Origin of the sequence: Lysinibacillus sp. FN11 (assembly GCF_024628845.1) — a bacterium.
Taxonomy (GTDB): Bacteria; Bacillota; Bacilli; order Bacillales_A; family Planococcaceae; genus Lysinibacillus; species Lysinibacillus capsici.
Map to the genome: position 1 here is coordinate 3795302 of NZ_CP102383.1, position 19250 is coordinate 3814551.

Below are 19250 nucleotides of genomic sequence, written 5' to 3' on the forward strand. Positions count from 1 at the left end.
TGTCTTGAAGCTCTCTTTTTTATTGAAAGATTTGTTCTTTCAAAACTGGATAAACGGTGCATTGAATGTTTCAAACTTTTTTTGGTTAAGTCCTCGATCGATTAGTATTCGTCAGCTCCATGTGTCACCACACTTTCACCTCGAACCTATCTACCTCATCGTCTTTGAGGGATCTTACTTACTTGCGTAATGGGAAATCTCATCTTGAGGGGGGCTTCATGCTTAGATGCTTTCAGCACTTATCCCGTCCACACATAGCTACCCAGCGATGCCTTTGGCAAGACAACTGGTACACCAGCGGTGTGTCCATCCCGGTCCTCTCGTACTAAGGACAGCTCCTCTCAAATTTCCTACGCCCACGACGGATAGGGACCGAACTGTCTCACGACGTTCTGAACCCAGCTCGCGTACCGCTTTAATGGGCGAACAGCCCAACCCTTGGGACCGACTACAGCCCCAGGATGCGATGAGCCGACATCGAGGTGCCAAACCTCCCCGTCGATGTGGACTCTTGGGGGAGATAAGCCTGTTATCCCCGGGGTAGCTTTTATCCGTTGAGCGATGGCCCTTCCATGCGGAACCACCGGATCACTAAGCCCGTCTTTCGACCCTGCTCGACTTGTAGGTCTCGCAGTCAAGCTCCCTTGTGCCTTTACACTCTACGAATGATTTCCAACCATTCTGAGGGAACCTTTGGGCGCCTCCGTTACCTTTTAGGAGGCGACCGCCCCAGTCAAACTGTCCGCCTGACACTGTCTCCTGCCCCGCTAAGGGGCATGGGTTAGAATTTCAATACAACCAGGGTAGTATCCCACCGACGCCTCCTTCGAAGCTGGCGCTCCGAGATCTCTGGCTCCTACCTATCCTGTACAAGTTGTACCAAAATTCAATATCAGGCTACAGTAAAGCTCCACGGGGTCTTTCCGTCCTGTCGCGGGTAACCTGCATCTTCACAGGTACTATAATTTCACCGAGTCTCTCGTTGAGACAGTGCCCAGATCGTTACGCCTTTCGTGCGGGTCGGAACTTACCCGACAAGGAATTTCGCTACCTTAGGACCGTTATAGTTACGGCCGCCGTTTACTGGGGCTTCAATTCGCAGCTTCGCTTGCGCTAACCACTCCTCTTAACCTTCCAGCACCGGGCAGGCGTCAGCCCCTATACGTCACCTTACGGTTTTGCAGAGACCTGTGTTTTTGCTAAACAGTCGCCTGGGCCTATTCACTGCGGCTCTCATGCGCTTGCACGCTCAAGAGCACCCCTTCTCCCGAAGTTACGGGGTCATTTTGCCGAGTTCCTTAACGAGAGTTCTCTCGCACACCTTAGGATTCTCTCCTCGACTACCTGTGTCGGTTTGCGGTACGGGCACCTCTCACCTCGATAGAGGCTTTTCTTGGCAGTGTGAAATCAGGAACTTCGTCCATACGGACTCGCCATCACAGCTCAACGTTACAGTGTGCGGATTTGCCTACACACACGCCTTACTGCTTGGACGCGCACAACCAACGGCGCGCTTACCCTATCCTACTGCGTCCCCCCATTTCTCAAACGGTGAGGAGGTGGTACAGGAATATCAACCTGTTGTCCATCGCCTACGCCTATCGGCCTCGGCTTAGGTCCCGACTAACCCTGAGCGGACGAGCCTTCCTCAGGAAACCTTAGTCATACGGTGGACGGGATTCTCACCCGTCTTTCGCTACTCATACCGGCATTCTCACTTCTAAGCGCTCCACCAGTCCTTCCGGTCTGACTTCAACGCACTTAGAACGCTCTCCTACCACTGACATCGTAGATGTCAATCCACAGCTTCGGTGAATCGTTTAGCCCCGATACATTTTCGGCGCAGCGTCACTCGACCAGTGAGCTATTACGCACTCTTTAAATGATGGCTGCTTCTAAGCCAACATCCTGGTTGTCTGTGCAACGCCACATCCTTTTCCACTTAACGATTACTTTGGGACCTTAGCTGGTGGTCTGGGCTGTTTCCCTTTTGACTACGGATCTTATCACTCGCAGTCTGACTCCCGTGTATAAATATCTGGCATTCGGAGTTTGTCTGAATTCGGTAAACCGGGATGGCCCCCTAGTCCAAACAGTGCTCTACCTCCAGTATTCTCATCACGAGGCTAGCCCTAAAGCTATTTCGGAGAGAACCAGCTATCTCCAAGTTCGATTGGAATTTCTCCGCTACCCACACCTCATCCCCGCACTTTTCAACGTGCGTGGGTTCGGGCCTCCAGTAAGTGTTACCTCACCTTCACCCTGGACATGGGTAGATCACCTGGTTTCGGGTCTACGACCACGTACTATTTCGCCCTATTCAGACTCGCTTTCGCTGCGGCTCCGCCTTCTAAAGCTTAACCTTGCACGTAATCGTAACTCGCCGGTTCATTCTACAAAAGGCACGCTATCACCCATTAACGGGCTCTAACTACTTGTAGGCACACGGTTTCAGGATCTCTTTCACTCCCCTTCCGGGGTGCTTTTCACCTTTCCCTCACGGTACTGGTTCACTATCGGTCACTAGGTAGTATTTAGCCTTGGGAGATGGTCCTCCCGGATTCCGACGGAATTTCACGTGTTCCGCCGTACTCAGGATCCACTCAGGAGAGAACGAACTTTCGACTACAGGGCTTTTACCTGCTCTGGCGGACCTTTCCAAGTCGCTTCATCTAACTCGCTCTTTTGTAACTCCGTATTGAGTGTCCTACAACCCCAAGAGGCAAGCCTCTTGGTTTGGGCTCTTCCCGTTTCGCTCGCCGCTACTCAGGGAATCGATTTTTCTTTCTCTTCCTCCAGGTACTTAGATGTTTCAGTTCCCTGGGTCTGCCTTCAAGACGCTATGTATTCACGTCAAGATACTACGCGATTAAACGTAGTGGGTTCCCCCATTCGGAAATCTCCGGATCAAAGCTCACTTACAGCTCCCCGAAGCATATCGGTGTTAGTGCCGTCCTTCTTCGGCTCCTAGTGCCAAGGCATTCGCCGTGCGCCCTTAATAACTTAACCAAGTTATTAAGCCTATAAAAAACTTAAAAAATAAATGTGTTTGTTACAATTTCAATGTCGTTTTATCCAGTTTTCAAAGAACAAGTTTTGAAGTGTTTCATTCAGATAGAATGAACCTTCAAAACTGAACGCAAAACGTAATCGTACAAACCCAAGGTTTGTATTCCGAAATAATCCTTAGAAAGGAGGTGATCCAGCCGCACCTTCCGATACGGCTACCTTGTTACGACTTCACCCCAATCATCTATCCCACCTTCGGCGGCTGGCTCCAAAAGGTTACCTCACCGACTTCGGGTGTTACAAACTCTCGTGGTGTGACGGGCGGTGTGTACAAGGCCCGGGAACGTATTCACCGCGGCATGCTGATCCGCGATTACTAGCGATTCCGGCTTCATGTAGGCGAGTTGCAGCCTACAATCCGAACTGAGAACGACTTTATCGGATTAGCTCCCTCTCGCGAGTTGGCAACCGTTTGTATCGTCCATTGTAGCACGTGTGTAGCCCAGGTCATAAGGGGCATGATGATTTGACGTCATCCCCACCTTCCTCCGGTTTGTCACCGGCAGTCACCTTAGAGTGCCCAACTAAATGATGGCAACTAAGATCAAGGGTTGCGCTCGTTGCGGGACTTAACCCAACATCTCACGACACGAGCTGACGACAACCATGCACCACCTGTCACCGTTGCCCCCGAAGGGGAAACTATATCTCTACAGTGGTCAACGGGATGTCAAGACCTGGTAAGGTTCTTCGCGTTGCTTCGAATTAAACCACATGCTCCACCGCTTGTGCGGGCCCCCGTCAATTCCTTTGAGTTTCAGTCTTGCGACCGTACTCCCCAGGCGGAGTGCTTAATGCGTTAGCTGCAGCACTAAGGGGCGGAAACCCCCTAACACTTAGCACTCATCGTTTACGGCGTGGACTACCAGGGTATCTAATCCTGTTTGCTCCCCACGCTTTCGCGCCTCAGCGTCAGTTACAGACCAGAAAGTCGCCTTCGCCACTGGTGTTCCTCCAAATCTCTACGCATTTCACCGCTACACTTGGAATTCCACTTTCCTCTTCTGCACTCAAGTCCCCCAGTTTCCAATGACCCTCCACGGTTGAGCCGTGGGCTTTCACATCAGACTTAAAGGACCGCCTGCGCGCGCTTTACGCCCAATAATTCCGGACAACGCTTGCCACCTACGTATTACCGCGGCTGCTGGCACGTAGTTAGCCGTGGCTTTCTAATAAGGTACCGTCAAGGTACAGCCAGTTACTACTGTACTTGTTCTTCCCTTACAACAGAGTTTTACGATCCGAAAACCTTCTTCACTCACGCGGCGTTGCTCCATCAGGCTTTCGCCCATTGTGGAAGATTCCCTACTGCTGCCTCCCGTAGGAGTCTGGGCCGTGTCTCAGTCCCAGTGTGGCCGATCACCCTCTCAGGTCGGCTACGCATCGTCGCCTTGGTGAGCCGTTACCTCACCAACTAGCTAATGCGCCGCGGGCCCATCCTATAGCGACAGCCGAAACCGTCTTTCAGTCTTTCACCATGAAGTAAAAGAGGTTATTCGGTATTAGCCCCGGTTTCCCGGAGTTATCCCAAACTATAGGGTAGGTTGCCCACGTGTTACTCACCCGTCCGCCGCTAACGTCAAAGGAGCAAGCTCCTTTTCTGTTCGCTCGACTTGCATGTATTAGGCACGCCGCCAGCGTTCGTCCTGAGCCAGGATCAAACTCTCCATAAAAGAAATTTGATTAGCTCAAATTGTTTTGCTGGCATCATGTTTGATGTCCAAAATTGTGTTTCGTTCACTAGCTAAACTAGCTACTTAAAACTTTATTGATTACGTTTTGCTTGTTCAGTTTTCAAGGTTCATGTCGTTGCCCTTTTGGACAACTATTTAAATTTATCATACAACCAAGAGGTTGTCAATACTTTTTTTGGAGCGGGTGATGAGAATCGAACTCACGACATCAGCTTGGAAGGCTGAGGTTTTACCATTAAACTACACCCGCATATATTTTCTTAAAAATGGCGCGCCCGGCAGGAGTCGAACCCACAACCTTCTGATCCGTAGTCAGACGCTCTATCCAATTGAGCTACGGGCGCATATGAAATTAATTGACTTGGTGCGGCCGAGAGGACTTGAACCTCCACGGGGTTGCCCCCACTAGGCCCTCAACCTAGCGCGTCTGCCGTTCCGCCACGACCGCATTCGATTAGTAACTTTTTTATTATACTATGATAATTCGAAAAGTCAACTCTTTTTCTTAAAGAGATGAGCCATGAAGGACTCGAACCTTCGACCCTCTGATTAAAAGTCAGATGCTCTACCAACTGAGCTAATGGCTCGAATTAAGAAATGAATGGCTGGGGTACTAGGATTCGAACCTAGGCATGACGGAATCAAAATCCGTTGCCTTACCGCTTGGCTATACCCCAATAAGTGGCGGTCCCGACCGGGATCGAACCGGCGATCTCCTGCGTGACAGGCAGGCATGTTAACCGCTACACCACGGGACCAAAATATTATTTACATTAAATTATGAAAAATGACCCCTACGGGATTCGAACCCGTGTTACCGCCGTGAAAGGGCGGTGTCTTAACCACTTGACCAAGGGGCCATGGCTCCGAAGGCAGGACTCGAACCTGCGACAACCTGATTAACAGTCAGGTGCTACTACCAACTGAGCTACTTCGGAATAATTCATGTTATGTTGTCGCCGTTATCTTGTCGACTTTTACTATTATAGGGACAACTCAACAAAACGTCAACTATTTTTCAAACTTTTTTTACTCCACTAATTTTAATTTCCCCAAACACTTACTGCAACAATACTTTTCAACATTCATTTTTATTTTCCGTATATATAATTGGTGGCAATTGACACAAGTATATGTATAGCGTCGTCGCTGTTTTTTAACTGTAGCTTTAGAGACATGTAAAACTGCACAAAATCGGGGGGCATCTACTTTCCTTAATAATTCTCTAAAATCTTTATCTCGATGCTGATACCCTTTACCTTCAATATGTAGGTGATAATGGCATAATTCGTGTAAAACAATACCTTGAATTTCCTCCAAACCATATAACTCATAGGCTTTAGGATTAATCTCAATATTATGGGATTGTAAAAGATATCGTCCTCCCGTTGAACGTAATCTCGCATTAAAGTAGGCTTGATGCAGAAATGGCCTCTGAAAGTTTTCTAAAGATAAGCGACGAACAAGCTCTTGTAATTCTTGATTGTCCATAGTAATCACCTCTAACAACAAGAATACCACACTGCGTAGTATAGACAGTGTGGCAAAAATTTAGTACTCAAACTAATACTTGATTTTTAGGTGGAAGCATCGTTAAAGAGATACGTCCTTTCGTTACATCTATTTGTTCAACCCAGACAGTTACAATATCCCCAAGCGCCACAACTTCTAATGGATGCTTAATACGTTTATTTTGGAGTTTAGAAATATGCACAAGTCCATCTTGCTTCACGCCAATGTCAACAAATGCGCCGAAATCTACTACATTTCTTACCGTTCCCTGCAATTCCATACCTACTTTTAAATCTTCCATTTTTAATACATCAGTCTTAAGCAATGGTTGTGGGAATGCATCACGTGGGTCACGACTAGGTTTCATTAAAGTATCCACGATATCTTGAATTGTCACGACTCCTACTCCCAGCACATCACTTAACTTTTGGATATTTAGTGCTGCAATAGCTTCCTCTGCCTTCTGTGTCCCTAACTCTTTTTTATCTATTTGAGCCTCTGCTAATATTTGCTCAGCAAGAGCATAGCTCTCAGGGTGAATACCTGTAGCATCAAACGGATTTTTTGCTTCTGGGACACGTAGGAAACCAATAGCTTGTTCATACGTTTTGGCGCCTAACCTTGGAATCTTCTTTAATTGCGCACGTGTAGTAAATTGACCATTTTCCTCTCGCGTCTTTACGATATTCTCCGCAACAGTTTTTGATAGACCAGAAACGTATTGTAAGAGTGATGATGAAGCCGTATTTACATCAACACCAACTTGGTTAACAGCAGTTTCTACTATAAAAGATAGTGATTCATTTAATTTTTTTTGAGAAACATCATGCTGATACTGACCTACACCCACAGCTTTTGGTTCAATTTTCACTAACTCTGATAAAGGATCCTGTAAGCGACGTGCAATGGAGACAGCACTACGTTGTTCAACCTGTAAATCAGGAAATTCTGTACGTGCAATTTCAGACGCTGAATAAACAGATGCCCCCGCTTCATTGACAATCACATAGGCTATGTCAGTAGTAAGCTCGTTTAATACATCCGCGATAAATTGTTCTGTCTCTCGAGATGCTGTACCATTACCAATGGCAATTATACTTATTGGATACTTTGCCAAAATTCCTTTTACAATAGCTTTGGATTTTGCTACATCTGGTTTCGGTGGATGTGGGTAAATAGCTGTAACCTCAAGCATTTTCCCAGTTTCATCTACAACTGCTAGCTTGCAACCTGTACGGTAAGCTGGATCAACCCCTAAAACATATTTACCTTTCATAGGTGGCTGTAGCAATAGGTTACGTAAATTTTCGGAAAAAATATGAATAGCCTGTGCCTCAGCTTTTTCTGTAAGCTCGTTTCGTAATTCCCTTTCAATTGAAGGCTGAATTAAACGCTTGTACGAATCCTCGATTGCTAGTTTAACTTCTGCAATAGCAGGAGACGAACCAGTTGCAGGTATCCATTCTTTCCACATAATCATTAATACTCGGTCCACCGGCACATGAATAGAAACCTTTAAGATTTCTTCTTTCTCTCCTCGGTTTATCGCTAAAATACGGTGTGGTACAATGCGACTAACAGGCTCTTCATATGCGTAATACATTTCAAAAACATTTTTCTTGTCGATTTCTGTATTTTTCACAGACGTCACAAGAATTCCATCTTTCCATGAATAAGCTCGGATTTTTTCACGAATAGAGGCATCGTCCGCAAAGCGTTCTGCTAATATATCTCGAGCTCCTATTAGGGCTTCTTCCGTATTGGCAACTTGTTCATTGTCCACAAAGTCAGTTGCTAATTGCTCTAATGCATCATCACTAAATGCTAATAAGAGATCTGCAAGAGGCTCTAAACCTTTCTCTTTTGCAATCGTCGCCTTTGTACGTCGTTTTTGCTTATAAGGTCTATATAAATCCTCAACACGTTGTAAGATTGTTGCAGAAAGAATAGCCTGCTCTAATTCTGGTGTAAGCTTTTCTTGCTCTTGGATTAATCGTATAACTTCTTCTTTTCGTTGTTCAAGTTGCTGTATGTAGTGATAACGATCTTCTACAGCTTTAATTTGCACCTCATCGAGTGATCCTGTAACCTCTTTTCGATAGCGCGCAATAAATGGTACCGTATTTCCCTCTTCTAATAAGTTAATTACAGCCTCTACTTGCCCTGGTTTGACTGTTACATCCTTTGCAATGAGCTGTAACATTTGCTTTTGCTCCACATCATCACTACCTTTTTCTTTTCATTTTACCATTACACTTTACTAAAAATGCAAAAAAATAGTCTACTCAGACGAATATGAGTAGACTATTTCCATTCACTTTAAAGGTATTTTTCATTAAACACCCACGAAAGATTAGAGCGAAACACCGCCACTTGCTAGAATAGCCTCTTGTAATTTCTTTATTGCTTTCCTTTGTATCCTCGATACATGCATTTGAGAAATCCCTAATCGTTCTCCAGCTTCTTTTTGACTAAGTTGCTCTAGATATGTAAGCTGAATAATTTGTTTTTCCCTCTCATTCAAAACGACCAGCGCATCTTGAACAATCATTCGTTTATTTGTCATTTCATAGCCATCGTCTTCCCTGCCTAAAATATCGAATAACGTGACTGTACTACCGTCTGAGTCTGACTCTATCGAATGGTCCATAGAAAGAGCTTGATAACTACGGCTCATTTCCATAGCTTCGAGTACCTCTTCTTCTGCTACTTCTAATCGTTCAGCAATATCTTTAATGGATGGAGAACGCTGCAACTCACTTGTCAGCGCCTCCACCGTTGATTTAATCCTCGGCCCAAGTTCCTTTATACGTCTAGGCACATGCACATCCCATGTTTTATCACGTAAAAAACGTTTGATTTCCCCAACAATTGTTGGCACCGCAAAAGCTTCAAAACTACGACCAACATTCGGATCAAAACGTCTTATTGCACCTAACAATCCCAGCATCCCTACTTGAACAATATCATCATAATAAGATTTACCATTCGAATATTTACGAGCTATAGATTCAACTAGATATCGATAATGAATCACTAAATTGGTTTGTGCTTCATCATCCTCTGTTGACTGGTACAATTCAATCCACTTAAGTACATCTTCTTTAGATGAAGATTTATGTAGTGATTCTTTCGACATTTTTCTCCACCTGCTCCCTAGTGACATACTTTGTCATGAAGACAGTTACGCCACCATCGTTATTGATCATCACCTCATCCATCAAAGTTTCCATTAAATAAAGCCCCAAACCACCTTCTCTTAGCCCTGCAATACTTTCTTCAGGATGATACGGCCCAATCTTAGATTTAATCTCTTCAAAATTAAAACTATTGCCGTAATCTGCAATCATCATTTCCATTTTATTGTCATACAGCGCACACCCGATGACAATTTCACCCTCTTCTTCGTCTTTATAAGCATGGTGAACAACATTTGTCACAGCCTCACTTGCTGCAATTTTTAAATCTTCAATATCATCATAATTAAAACCAATCCTACTCGCTAAGCCCGAGACAGTTAATCGAATGACACTGACAAATTGCGGTTTAGCAGGAACTCTAATTTCAATATAGTCAAATTCCTTCATTATCTTAATTCCACCTTTTTATCAGTTTCGATATCCATCAAATCACTAAGACCAGTAATTTCAAATAATCTTTGTAACCTATTCGATAAACCAACGAGCTTTACTTTACCATTTTCACGTAATGCTCTCTTATAAAAGGCAACAAAAATCCCAAGCCCTGTACTATCCATGTAATTTACCTTTGATAAATCAAGTTCAATTTCTAAACCCTCTGTAATCTTTACAGCTTCTAATTCCTCTCGTAATCCTGAAGCAGTAAACGTATCAATCTCACCCTCAACAAAGCCAAATAATTTATGATCAATTTCTTTAAAATGTATCGTTACGTCCATACAGCACACCTCCACCATATTTGTTAGACTATTTTCTGTACCCTGTTCAATTAAAACTTAAACCTATTTTTTTAAAATAACTACAGTAAAATCATCAAATAGTTTAAAATTTTGCACTCTCTCTATTTCCTTATAAAGGAGCTGACACAATTGCTGGGCAGATAAATGTCTATTTTCCTTTATTAAAGTTGTGATTACCTCTCGCGAATTTAATTCCTCTTTCACTCTAAATTCTGTCACACCGTCGGTCATCATAATAATCAAATCATTTTCTTCTAAAACAATTTCATGAAACGTATAGTTTGTTTCAGACAATACACCCAGTAGTAAACCTTTAGCCTCTAAGGTAAAGAACTGATCGTTCTTTGCACTATAATGTAAAGCTGGTTCATGGCCTGCCGAAGCATAAGAAAAAATGTTTTGCTCTACATCTAAGCAACCATAAAACATCGAAACAAACATACTGTCATCCACACCTTTTTCTATTACCCTATTAATAACTTCTAAAACATATGAGGGATCTTTATATGCATATACCAATGTTTCAAGTCCATATTTCACCATCGACATACATAAAGCAGCAGGAACTCCTTTACCGACAACATCTGTCACAGCCACACTCAAATATTCTTCTCCATCATGAAAAAAATGTACATAATCGCCGTTCATTTTTCGAATAGGTACTGAAATCATACCTATATCAATATTTTGCATATTCGGCACATAAGTTTTCAATAATGTTTTTTGGATGTTTGTCGCTATTTTCATTTCCATTTCATATTCAGCTTGCTTTTGAAGTAAACTTTGATGCTCTCTATGTGCCATTCCATAATGCACCATTACTTCAATCAAAAAATCATAAGCAGGCTGTGAGTCGTTCATTTGATTCGGAAATATTTGTTCTACAGCATTTTTATGAATGCTAATAACATCCTCGGGAGAGATATTTTTTTGAATTAACTGACGTGTGAAGTTCTGAGCGATATATAAATTTCTTTCTGTTTGGTTGACCATATAATCTGCTAATATTTTTTTATACTGAGCTTCTAATTGTTTCAGTTTTCTTCACGTCCTAACGCAACCATTTTTCCGCTCTTATTGTTGTTCCCTCTCCAATGACAGATTGAATATCTAAACTATCCATCAATCGTTTAACACCTGGCAAACCAGCACCTAGCCCCCCCGAGGTGGAATAACCATCCTCCATTACTTTACGAACATCTTTAATACCAGGCCCTTGATCTATTGCAACAACAACTATTTTCTTTTCAGTATCCGCCTCAACCCTTTCAATTTCTATGACGCCTTTACTTGCATATAAATATATATTTCGTGCTAATTCACTAATTGCCGTGGTGATGCGGGCTTGATCAACAGTGCCAAATCCAAGTGCTTTTGCTTCATTGCGCCCCAGTTGTCTAGCTGCAACAATATCCCACTCTGTAATAATTTCAACCGAAGACCTATATGTCACTGCTGTCCCTCCATTTCTTTTGGAGTTATACTCTAACACTTTTATTCAACCTGCTTGCCATAATTTAAGTTGAATTAATCGCCTCTATAAATGGAATATTCTATGTAGATTTTCATATACCTTTTAAGAATTTTTTCAAAAATCTATTTTTATTAAAAATCTTGTGTATATCTTAAAGCTTTTTGTAACATTTATCAATTACACCTTGGCTTAATTATTTCAGGCACTTCATCTTTCGTAGCAAAATCGTTTGCTGAACAAGATCTATAGTAATCCAAATTATAGTAAATACATTTCAGCATATAAGACAAAAAAGCATCGAGATTTCATAATCTCGATGCTTCTATACACATATGTATATCAAAATTTAACTAGACCTAAACTAATCATCAACGCACCATCAACTTTTTCCATCACAGCATGATCAAGTTGCGTAATACGATCCGTCAATCTTGACTTATCAATTGTTCGCACTTGTTCTAGCAAAATAACCGAATCACGTTCAAAACCATACTTTTCAGCATTGATTTCAACGTGTGTCGGTAACTTTGCCTTTTGAATCTGTGCAGTGATAGCTGCGATGATGACAGTCGGACTAAATCGATTGCCAATATCATTTTGAATAATCAGCACCGGCCTAGTGCCTCCTTGTTCAGAACCTATTACCGGTGATAAGTCTGCAAAAAAAACGTCACCACGTTTTACATTCAAAGTGTCATCCCCCGCTAACGAGACGCTCCACCATATGTTGTGCTTCATACTCTGCATGCAAGCATTCGCTCGCAATCATTAAATTAATATGAGACATTTCAACATATCCTTTAATCATAGCTTCCCGTATTTGATTTGGTTGCTCCTGCATTAAATTTTTGCGCGCCAAAATACGCACAAAAGATTCACCTTCAATTACTTCCTTTGTTTGTAGAAATAGTCTGTCTTGAACAGCAATTGTAGCTTCTCTTAACTTTTTCTCGTACACAGCAAGCACCTCCAACGGAACCATACACTTTTCATTACTTCTCATTCTATCATTGAAAGATATTGTTGAAAAGACATGAAATGACAAAATATCTGACAATTTGAAGTACAAATTGTAAAAATATGTTGGTTGTCGAAGGTATATGCTGAATAATTATTATTGCAATGTGTTTCCAAATATGACTCATTACTATGTTTTGGAAAAGAAATAAGTTCTCCAGTGCTAATTTATTTACCAAATTCAACTTGGAACATTGCTCATGACATTACATTGAGATTTGACTAATTCTAATGAAAATAACTAAAGATATATTCTAGGAACTCTTGTTGTTATAATGCATGGTATTTCATAATTAATTGTTTCGAGCTTTGTTGCCCATTCATCGATCGATACGCCAGTATTCCCTTGCCGACCAATGAGTGTTACCTTCTCACCTATATCATATGCTTTTGGTAGGGCAACCATACATTGGTCCATACAAATTCGTCCAACAATCGGCATTCTTTTTCCGTCAATTAAAACCTCTTGCCCACCTAACTTGCGAATCACACCATCTGCATAGCCTATTGGAATTGTTCCTATCCACATATCTGTAGGGGCAACATATGTAGCTCCATAGCCAACTGGATCACCTGATTTTATTTGCTTTACATGAACAAGTTCACTTTCAAGCGAGAACGCTGGTAACAAAGGAAAAGGTAAAATACTTTTCACATATGCAGAAGGTGATAATCCATACATTGAAATACCAAATCTAACAGCATCATATTGTAAATGCGGATCTTTTACTAATGAGGCTGCTGTATTAGATGCATGAACAAGTCGCGGCTTATTAGGTATTACAGCTAAACATTTCTCAAAAAATTGTACCTGTTGATCAAAATGTAGCGTATCCTCTTCATCAGCTGTCGCAAAGTGTGTAAATATTCCATCCAGCTCCATGTTATCTGTAGACTGTATTGTTTGATAGAGCTCTAATAATTCCTGCTCTGAGCGAATACCTATTCTACCCATTCCGCTATCTATTTTTATATGAAGTCGTAAAGGAAGCGCTTCATCCACTAAAAGAGAAGCAGCTTGCTGCATCCAATCATCGGCAAATGCCGTAAGTATAATACGTTGTTGCGCTGCATAAGGAGCAAATGAAACTGGAGATGCACCTAATATTAATATGTCTGGTTCTTCAAAATGTGCTCGAATATGTAATGCCTCATCGGGCGTTGCCACTGCAAGTACTGTGGCACCAGCTTCAAGAGCTGCCCGCGCAACGGCTACATCTCCATGACCATACGCATTTGCTTTTACTACAGCGATAATTTGAACATTAGGTCGTAAAAATTCTTTTAAGTTTTTTACATTTTGTTGAATTGCTTGTAAGTCTATTATTGCTTTGGTTGGACGAAAAAACTGCTGTGTCTTCATAAGAATACCCTCTTTATTTTTAATTAAAACATTATGTAGGACATACATGTTGCAAAGTATGTCAATTTAGCTTGTACACACAAAGTTTTAGCTTTCGCATGAGCCTATACTTTATAAGGTTCATTTTAATTATCAATAAGCTACAGCCTCCGCATTCCAGAAGGCTGTAGCCAGAAAAGTTACTTCATACTACTTATCGTCATAGATGTAGCAACTTCAATCATTTCTTCTCGCGTTAATTTACTTGATGCTACAAAGAATTCAACACCATCTTTTTCCCAACTAATTGATGTATCTGTAATAGCACCAATTGTATAACCTAAATCAACTGGATCACCAGGTGACGATACAGGTAACATTGAATTTTCCTTCATTACTGGTTGCTGCATAACAGTAAATGCCTTCTCACCTTCGTATGTTAAGATTACTCGTTCCATTCCACTTTCCTGCACAACTTTTTCATTCGCTAATTGTGCCCAATTTACAACAGGATAATGTGTTTGGAATTCTTGATATTCAACTTCTGCTCCAACAGCTTCCTTATCCTCATTATCTTCTTGCCCTTCTTTTTCGGCAGGTGTAGCTTGTTCACCTTTCGTGTTATCTTTATCAGTGAATTGCTCAACTGCATACTCTTTTGCAGCATGTTGTACACCTAGCTTAATTTTCTTAAATGTGATTTTGATTTGCTCTTCTTTCACATCATTCATAATAACTACTGAGGTTGGCAATAAAGTTTTCTTATCTACTGTTATAACCTGATGTGGCATACTGTTCTTATAGCTATTTCTAGTAGCCGCTTCAAATATATATGCTTTTTCTTCTTCTTTCATGACAAGATTTTTATCTTCTGCTAAATCTTCTGCTAGCGCTCCAATTAAGTACGCCTGACTATTTTTCTTTGGCCAATCACTTTGGAATTTATACATTTTGTTTAATGTCGGTGTTACGACAAAAACACCATCAGCATTACGTACAATCATTTGAGAAACATCTTTCCCACTTTCAACTACTTCTACTCGATAGAAATCAGGTTTTGTGTGCCATACTGTTACATCATAATTTCTTGGTTCCCCACCCGATTTAATTTCCATCGATGCATTTAATTCATAACCATTCGTCTCTGCCCATTTACCATTCACTTTCTTCAACACTTTTTCCTGTGAGGCTGCACCACATGCCGACAGAAGTAATATCGTACAAAGTAAGACGAGCCATTTAACTATACGGTTGCCCACGCTTTCACCCTTTCTTCTTTCAAATCCACTACGACAATATATGAACCGTATTTGTCAGTTATGTCATTTGAAGAAAGGGCAATATATTTAAATTTACATGCAATCCTTTTAGACAAGTTAAGTACTATTCTAATAAGATTACTTGAGCAGCTGCGTATTGCTTAGAATGCGTAATACTAACAAATCCATTGACAAGTTCATCCTTAAAATATAAAACAGGATTGCCTGCCGCTCCTTTTAATACTTCCATATCATGAAGCTTACATTGTTCCCCAAGCCCTGTTCCCAAAGCTTTCGAAAATGCTTCTTTTGCAGCAAATCGCCCAGCTAAAAATTCTATTTTACGAGTTTCTGAATAACCATCAAATATTTTTTTTTCATTTATCGTTAAAATGCGGTCTTTAAATTTATCTGTTCGTTTCATAGCCTTTGCAATACGATCAATCTCTACAATATCGAGGCCAATTCCCTTAATCATGTGAACCTTCTCCTTTACCTATTTCCAACAAGGCATGTATAATAATTGTAAATTGAGGTGGAGCCATGTTTAGTAGAACGGAAAATTTTAAGCAATATACAAAGTATTACCCTGTTGTTTCAACTTTAATAGCAATAAATCTTACTCTTTATGTACTGTCTCTCATACCCAGCATAGGAACACTTTTGTGGAATTACGGAATCCAAGCAAATTTCCTGATTCAAAGTGGTGAATGGTGGCGTGTTTTCTCTGCCATGTTTTTACATGCAGGTTTTATGCATGTGTTTTTTAATATGTTTTCCTTATATCTCTTTGGACCAGAGCTAGAAAAAATCGCAGGGAAAGCACGTTTCATTACAATTTATTTAGTATCAGGTATTGTAGGCAACATGGCAACCTATATATTCTATGATAGTAGTTATGCGAGTCTTGGTGCAAGTGGGGCTATTTTTGGAATTTTTGGGGCATTTGGGGCATTAGTTTACTATACTCGACGTACAATGCCAATGCTTCGTAAGCTCATTTTACCAATCATCGTCATCAGTGTCATTATGACTTTTCTCCAACCAAATGTGAATGTCTTTGCACATTTAGGCGGTTTAGTAACCGGATTTATCCTTGGACTTGTCTATTTACATCCAAAAAGAATTTTAAGTTGGCGAAAACAAAAGATGGCTGGTAGACCATAACATTAAAAAGAGGAGCTGCTCACCTATAGAGCAGCTCCTCTTTCCTTACAATGACATCCATTATAAAACCACTGTAGCTTCATTTGACATCTTTATTTTTTTCCATTCAGTTGCTGTTAAACCATAAACAACCTGATCTACGTAGTGATCATATAGCCACTCAGCATCCCTTAAACGCCCTTCTTCATGAAAGCCCAATACCTTTGGGATTGTACGACTACGAATATTACCTACTGCAACACGCACTTCTATACGATTTAACTTTAAATAATTAAAGGCAAAATCAATCAATGCTTTCATGGAATTCGTAACGAGCCCCTTTCCTACAAATTCATTCCCTAGCCAGTAGCCAATACTTGTCCATTTATGTTGCCAGTTGATTTGGTGATAACCAATAACACCCGCAAGCTTTCCATCATAGTATATCCCTGCTTGTATGCCATTGTGATCAGCATATTGTTGCATAGCATTTTTTACGAATTGCTCAGTATCCTTTACTGTTTTGACATCATCTACAAAGGGCAACCATTCACGTAATGTATCCCTTGAACGATCAGTTAAAGCGAATAACTCTTCTACATCACTTAAATCCAAAAGCTTTAAATAAGCGCTTTCATTAATGTCATATTTAAACAATGTCTCCACCCCTTTTGTTCTGTTTATTATATTATAAACAGCATCTCTATTTAATTATAGTTAAAAAAGCTAATCCTTCCATAAAATTGAAAGGATTAGCTTTTTAGTTCATTAATGTTCATACCATGTTAAGATCGTCTCGGCATCTTGTTGCTCTAAGCTGGAAACACTCCCTGTTGTACCAGTTGCTCCTGACATGACGGTTGCTTTTACAGACATAACATTCTTTCTTTTTTGAAAGTATGATTGTGTACTTTCAATAGATTGTATTCGCTTCTTCTCCATGATTAACGTAATTCGACTAAACACCCGATACTGCATAGCCAGTTGCTTGCCATCTATTTGATAGCCTGCTGTTCTATGCTGCCAAATACCAAGTAAAATTGTTAATGGAATTAACAGCAACGACAATAGCCCGTATGGATAAAAGAAATAGATAGATGCACCGATAACCGGAACTAGCCAGAAAAAATCAATGCGATAAAAAAATGGTCTTGCCCTTTTTGGTGAGCGAGTAAATGTAGGCTGCCAATTCATATCTGGAAAAAGCTGTTCTAATGTTTGCATACAATCTGGCTTCTTAATAAGTGGAAATAGCGTAATTTTTTTATCATTTCCATTTTCACCGTTACCACCAGCACTTTCAACAACCACTGTAGTAAAGCCTGTTAACTGACGTAATGGATTTTCCACAATACGAATTGCCTGAATTCGATTCAACGGCAAAGTAATACGCTTCTTTTCTAACAGACCTTTTGTGATAATCAACTTTTCTTCCTCAATGCGGACAGTATAATCATAATAATTTATCAGTGTGATGACCACAGATACAATCCAAGCAACGATTAAAACAACCATCACCGTCAATGCCACTAAAAATGCGCCGATTTTCACAAAATCAGCTAACTCATGAAATACAGTTTCATAAGGAATAATATCGGAAAATTGTGAAGCAACTGCTGCAAGACCTGATAACACAACACCAATTCCACCAGATGTTGTTGCTAATACCAGTAAATCTCGCATGGACATATGGTACATCATCGGAGTTGGTATCGCTTCCTCTACTACCTGCACTTGATCCTGTTGTTGAACCGCTTCGTTTTTAACATGACGCATTTCTAATTCAATAATATCTGCCGCTGCTTTGCGAATGGCTGTCAGTTCAACCTCAGGTTTTCCTCCTTTACTACCAGCAGTCTCCACCTGAACTTTCACTAAACCAAAAATGCGATGAAAAACACCTTCATTGTAATTTAAACTTTGAATACGTTCAAAAGGGATATAACGTTTCTTTTTAACAAATAATCCATATGTCACACGCAATTCCCCATCTTCAAACCAGTAAACAAATGTCCGCCATTTTATGATTCCTCCCACGAACGCAAGAAGTGCTGCAACTCCCCATACACCGAACAGTAAAATGGTTTCAAAAAAATGATCACTACGAAAATTCAAAGAAAAATTAAAGCCGTTACTTATGATAATAATCGCAATTGGTAATATCATACTTTTCAATGCTTTTACACTTGTTATAATTGCAGACACTGGGTGTAAACGATTAATTTCCTTAGACATCATCTTCAGCCACCCTTGCTAAATCAGAAATACGCGCACGCAGTTCGTCTGCTTCATCCATAACAAGTGCAGGAATCGTATGTACAGTTGCAGCTGTAGAAATAGAGATATTACCTAGGTCGTATTTTTTTAATATCGGCCCTTGTGTTGTATCAACATGTTGCACACGTACCATTGGAATTAATGTGCGTTTCATAACAAATAAACCATGTTGTACTTCGATTTCATGCTCTCGAACTTCATAGCGCCATCTTTCCCATCTTATTTTCGGGAAAATAAAAATAGATAATATCGCACTTAGTAATACAATTGCACACGCTATGAAGTAAATAAATGAAGGCCATTCAAAATAATAAGTACCATAGCTTACAAGTCCTGCTACAACTAACAGCACCAATGTTTGTATGACTCCATATAAACGCCACACTGTTAGCCCTTTACGAGAAATTTGATGAATCGGTTGTGCTCTCATTGTCGTTCCCCCTCTTTCTTCATTAGGTGTATACGAATTCACTCACCTTTTTGTTTCAACTATAGCCGAAAAAAAACCTTACAGCCATCA

Annotated in this window: 16 protein-coding genes, 8 tRNA genes and 2 rRNA genes; 1 reads left to right on the top strand and 25 read right to left on the bottom strand. The window is 40.8% G+C overall.

Features of this window, described 5'->3' with window-relative positions:
* Positions 1–81 precede the first annotated feature (81 nt).
* The 22 genes from NP781_RS19990 to acpS all read right to left on the bottom strand — a co-directional run bounded on the left by NP781_RS19990 (position 82) and on the right by acpS (position 15785).
* Positions 82–3009 (bottom strand): 23S ribosomal RNA (locus tag NP781_RS19990).
* Positions 3010–3190: 181 nt separating this feature from the next.
* Positions 3191–4742 (bottom strand): 16S ribosomal RNA (locus tag NP781_RS19995).
* The 16S and 23S rRNA genes sit together here with 8 tRNA genes alongside, the layout of an rRNA operon.
* A gap of 197 nt (positions 4743–4939) precedes the next feature.
* Positions 4940–5013, bottom strand: a tRNA-Gly gene (locus NP781_RS20000).
* A 17-nt stretch (positions 5014–5030) separates the two neighbouring features.
* A tRNA-Arg gene (locus NP781_RS20005) sits at positions 5031–5107 on the bottom strand.
* An 18-nt stretch (positions 5108–5125) separates the two neighbouring features.
* Positions 5126–5211, bottom strand: a tRNA-Leu gene (locus NP781_RS20010).
* Positions 5212–5277: 66 nt separating this feature from the next.
* Positions 5278–5350 (bottom strand) — tRNA-Lys (locus NP781_RS20015).
* A gap of 15 nt (positions 5351–5365) precedes the next feature.
* Positions 5366–5440: transfer RNA gene (locus NP781_RS20020), tRNA-Gln, on the bottom strand.
* 5 nt (positions 5441–5445) lie between these two features.
* Positions 5446–5521 (bottom strand) — tRNA-Asp (locus NP781_RS20025).
* 30 nt (positions 5522–5551) lie between these two features.
* Positions 5552–5623 (bottom strand) — tRNA-Glu (locus NP781_RS20030).
* 1 nt (position 5624) lies between these two features.
* A tRNA-Asn gene (locus NP781_RS20035) sits at positions 5625–5701 on the bottom strand.
* Between the two features lie 91 nt (positions 5702–5792).
* Positions 5793–6254 carry a SprT family protein gene (locus NP781_RS20040; RefSeq protein WP_257520667.1) on the bottom strand — a complete coding sequence of 154 codons (462 nt, stop codon included), beginning with the start codon at positions 6252–6254 and terminating at the stop codon, positions 5793–5795.
* A 67-nt stretch (positions 6255–6321) separates the two neighbouring features.
* A complete protein-coding gene (locus NP781_RS20045) occupies positions 6322–8493 on the bottom strand; it encodes a Tex family protein (RefSeq protein WP_306828367.1) in 2172 nt (723 codons plus the stop codon).
* A 135-nt stretch (positions 8494–8628) separates the two neighbouring features.
* A complete protein-coding gene (gene sigB, locus NP781_RS20050; RefSeq protein ID WP_221681407.1) occupies positions 8629–9414 on the bottom strand; it encodes an RNA polymerase sigma factor SigB in 786 nt (261 codons plus the stop codon).
* Positions 9392–9862: an anti-sigma B factor RsbW gene (gene rsbW, locus NP781_RS20055; RefSeq protein WP_016993413.1), complete on the bottom strand. Its 471-nt coding sequence runs from the start codon at positions 9860–9862 to the stop codon at positions 9392–9394. Before rsbW ends, sigB begins: the two co-directional genes overlap by 23 nt.
* Positions 9862–10194 (bottom strand): STAS domain-containing protein, encoded by a 333-nt coding sequence (locus NP781_RS20060; protein WP_004232057.1) that lies wholly within the window; start codon positions 10192–10194, stop codon positions 9862–9864. The genes rsbW and NP781_RS20060 overlap by 1 nt, the downstream gene beginning before the upstream one ends.
* A 63-nt stretch (positions 10195–10257) precedes the next feature.
* On the bottom strand, positions 10258–11208 hold the full coding sequence (locus NP781_RS20065) for a PP2C family protein-serine/threonine phosphatase (protein WP_255601420.1): 951 nt from the start codon (positions 11206–11208) through the stop codon (positions 10258–10260).
* 58 nt (positions 11209–11266) lie between these two features.
* Positions 11267–11668 (bottom strand): anti-sigma regulatory factor, encoded by a 402-nt coding sequence (locus NP781_RS20070; RefSeq protein ID WP_221681409.1) that lies wholly within the window; start codon positions 11666–11668, stop codon positions 11267–11269.
* Positions 11669–12028: 360 nt separating this feature from the next.
* A complete protein-coding gene (locus NP781_RS20075; protein ID WP_004232054.1) occupies positions 12029–12379 on the bottom strand; it encodes a type II toxin-antitoxin system PemK/MazF family toxin in 351 nt (116 codons plus the stop codon).
* A 4-nt stretch (positions 12380–12383) separates the two neighbouring features.
* Complete coding sequence (locus NP781_RS20080) at positions 12384–12647, bottom strand: hypothetical protein (protein ID WP_004232053.1); 264 nt, start codon at positions 12645–12647, stop codon at positions 12384–12386.
* A 300-nt stretch (positions 12648–12947) separates the two neighbouring features.
* Entirely contained in the window at positions 12948–14069 is a 1122-nt protein-coding gene (gene alr, locus NP781_RS20085) for an alanine racemase (RefSeq protein ID WP_221681410.1), read from the bottom strand.
* Positions 14070–14248: 179 nt separating this feature from the next.
* A complete protein-coding gene (locus NP781_RS20090; RefSeq protein ID WP_221681411.1) occupies positions 14249–15307 on the bottom strand; it encodes a LolA family protein in 1059 nt (352 codons plus the stop codon).
* A gap of 124 nt (positions 15308–15431) precedes the next feature.
* Positions 15432–15785, bottom strand: coding sequence for a holo-ACP synthase (gene acpS, locus NP781_RS20095; RefSeq protein ID WP_004232050.1), 354 nt, complete (start codon positions 15783–15785; stop codon positions 15432–15434).
* A gap of 65 nt (positions 15786–15850) precedes the next feature.
* Here acpS and NP781_RS20100 point away from each other — a divergent pair, with 65 nt between their 5' ends.
* Entirely contained in the window at positions 15851–16474 is a 624-nt protein-coding gene (locus tag NP781_RS20100) for a rhomboid family intramembrane serine protease (RefSeq protein ID WP_048394279.1), read from the top strand.
* Between the two features lie 60 nt (positions 16475–16534).
* On the opposite strand, the gene NP781_RS20105 is transcribed toward NP781_RS20100, so the two are convergent.
* The 3 genes from NP781_RS20105 to NP781_RS20115 form a co-directional block, all read right to left on the bottom strand.
* Positions 16535–17110, bottom strand: a complete 576-nt coding sequence (locus NP781_RS20105) for a GNAT family N-acetyltransferase (protein WP_054549589.1) — start codon at positions 17108–17110, stop codon at positions 16535–16537.
* 111 nt (positions 17111–17221) lie between these two features.
* The gene (locus tag NP781_RS20110; protein ID WP_257522560.1) at positions 17222–18688 is read right to left on the bottom strand and encodes a PH domain-containing protein; all 1467 of its coding nucleotides are present in this window, start codon (positions 18686–18688) and stop codon (positions 17222–17224) included.
* A complete protein-coding gene (locus NP781_RS20115) occupies positions 18681–19160 on the bottom strand; it encodes a PH domain-containing protein (RefSeq protein ID WP_221681415.1) in 480 nt (159 codons plus the stop codon). Before NP781_RS20115 ends, NP781_RS20110 begins: the two co-directional genes overlap by 8 nt.
* Positions 19161–19250 lie beyond the last annotated feature (90 nt).

Coding starts and splice junctions, on each gene's coding strand:
- NP781_RS20040 (WP_257520667.1), bottom strand. CDS start 6,254: ATGGACAATCAAGAATTACAAGAGCTTGTTCGTCGCTTATCTTTAGAA.
- sigB (WP_221681407.1), bottom strand. CDS start 9,414: ATGTCGAAAGAATCACTACATAAATCTTCATCTAAAGAAGATGTACTT.
- rsbW (WP_016993413.1), bottom strand. CDS start 9,862: ATGAAGGAATTTGACTATATTGAAATTAGAGTTCCTGCTAAACCGCAA.
- NP781_RS20060 (WP_004232057.1), bottom strand. CDS start 10,194: ATGGACGTAACGATACATTTTAAAGAAATTGATCATAAATTATTTGGC.
- NP781_RS20065 (WP_255601420.1), bottom strand. CDS start 11,208: ATGGTCAACCAAACAGAAAGAAATTTATATATCGCTCAGAACTTCACA.
- alr (WP_221681410.1), bottom strand. CDS start 14,069: ATGAAGACACAGCAGTTTTTTCGTCCAACCAAAGCAATAATAGACTTA.
- acpS (WP_004232050.1), bottom strand. CDS start 15,785: ATGATTAAGGGAATTGGCCTCGATATTGTAGAGATTGATCGTATTGCA.
- NP781_RS20100 (WP_048394279.1), top strand. CDS start 15,851: ATGTTTAGTAGAACGGAAAATTTTAAGCAATATACAAAGTATTACCCT.
- NP781_RS20110 (WP_257522560.1), bottom strand. CDS start 18,688: ATGTCTAAGGAAATTAATCGTTTACACCCAGTGTCTGCAATTATAACA.
- NP781_RS20115 (WP_221681415.1), bottom strand. CDS start 19,160: ATGAGAGCACAACCGATTCATCAAATTTCTCGTAAAGGGCTAACAGTG.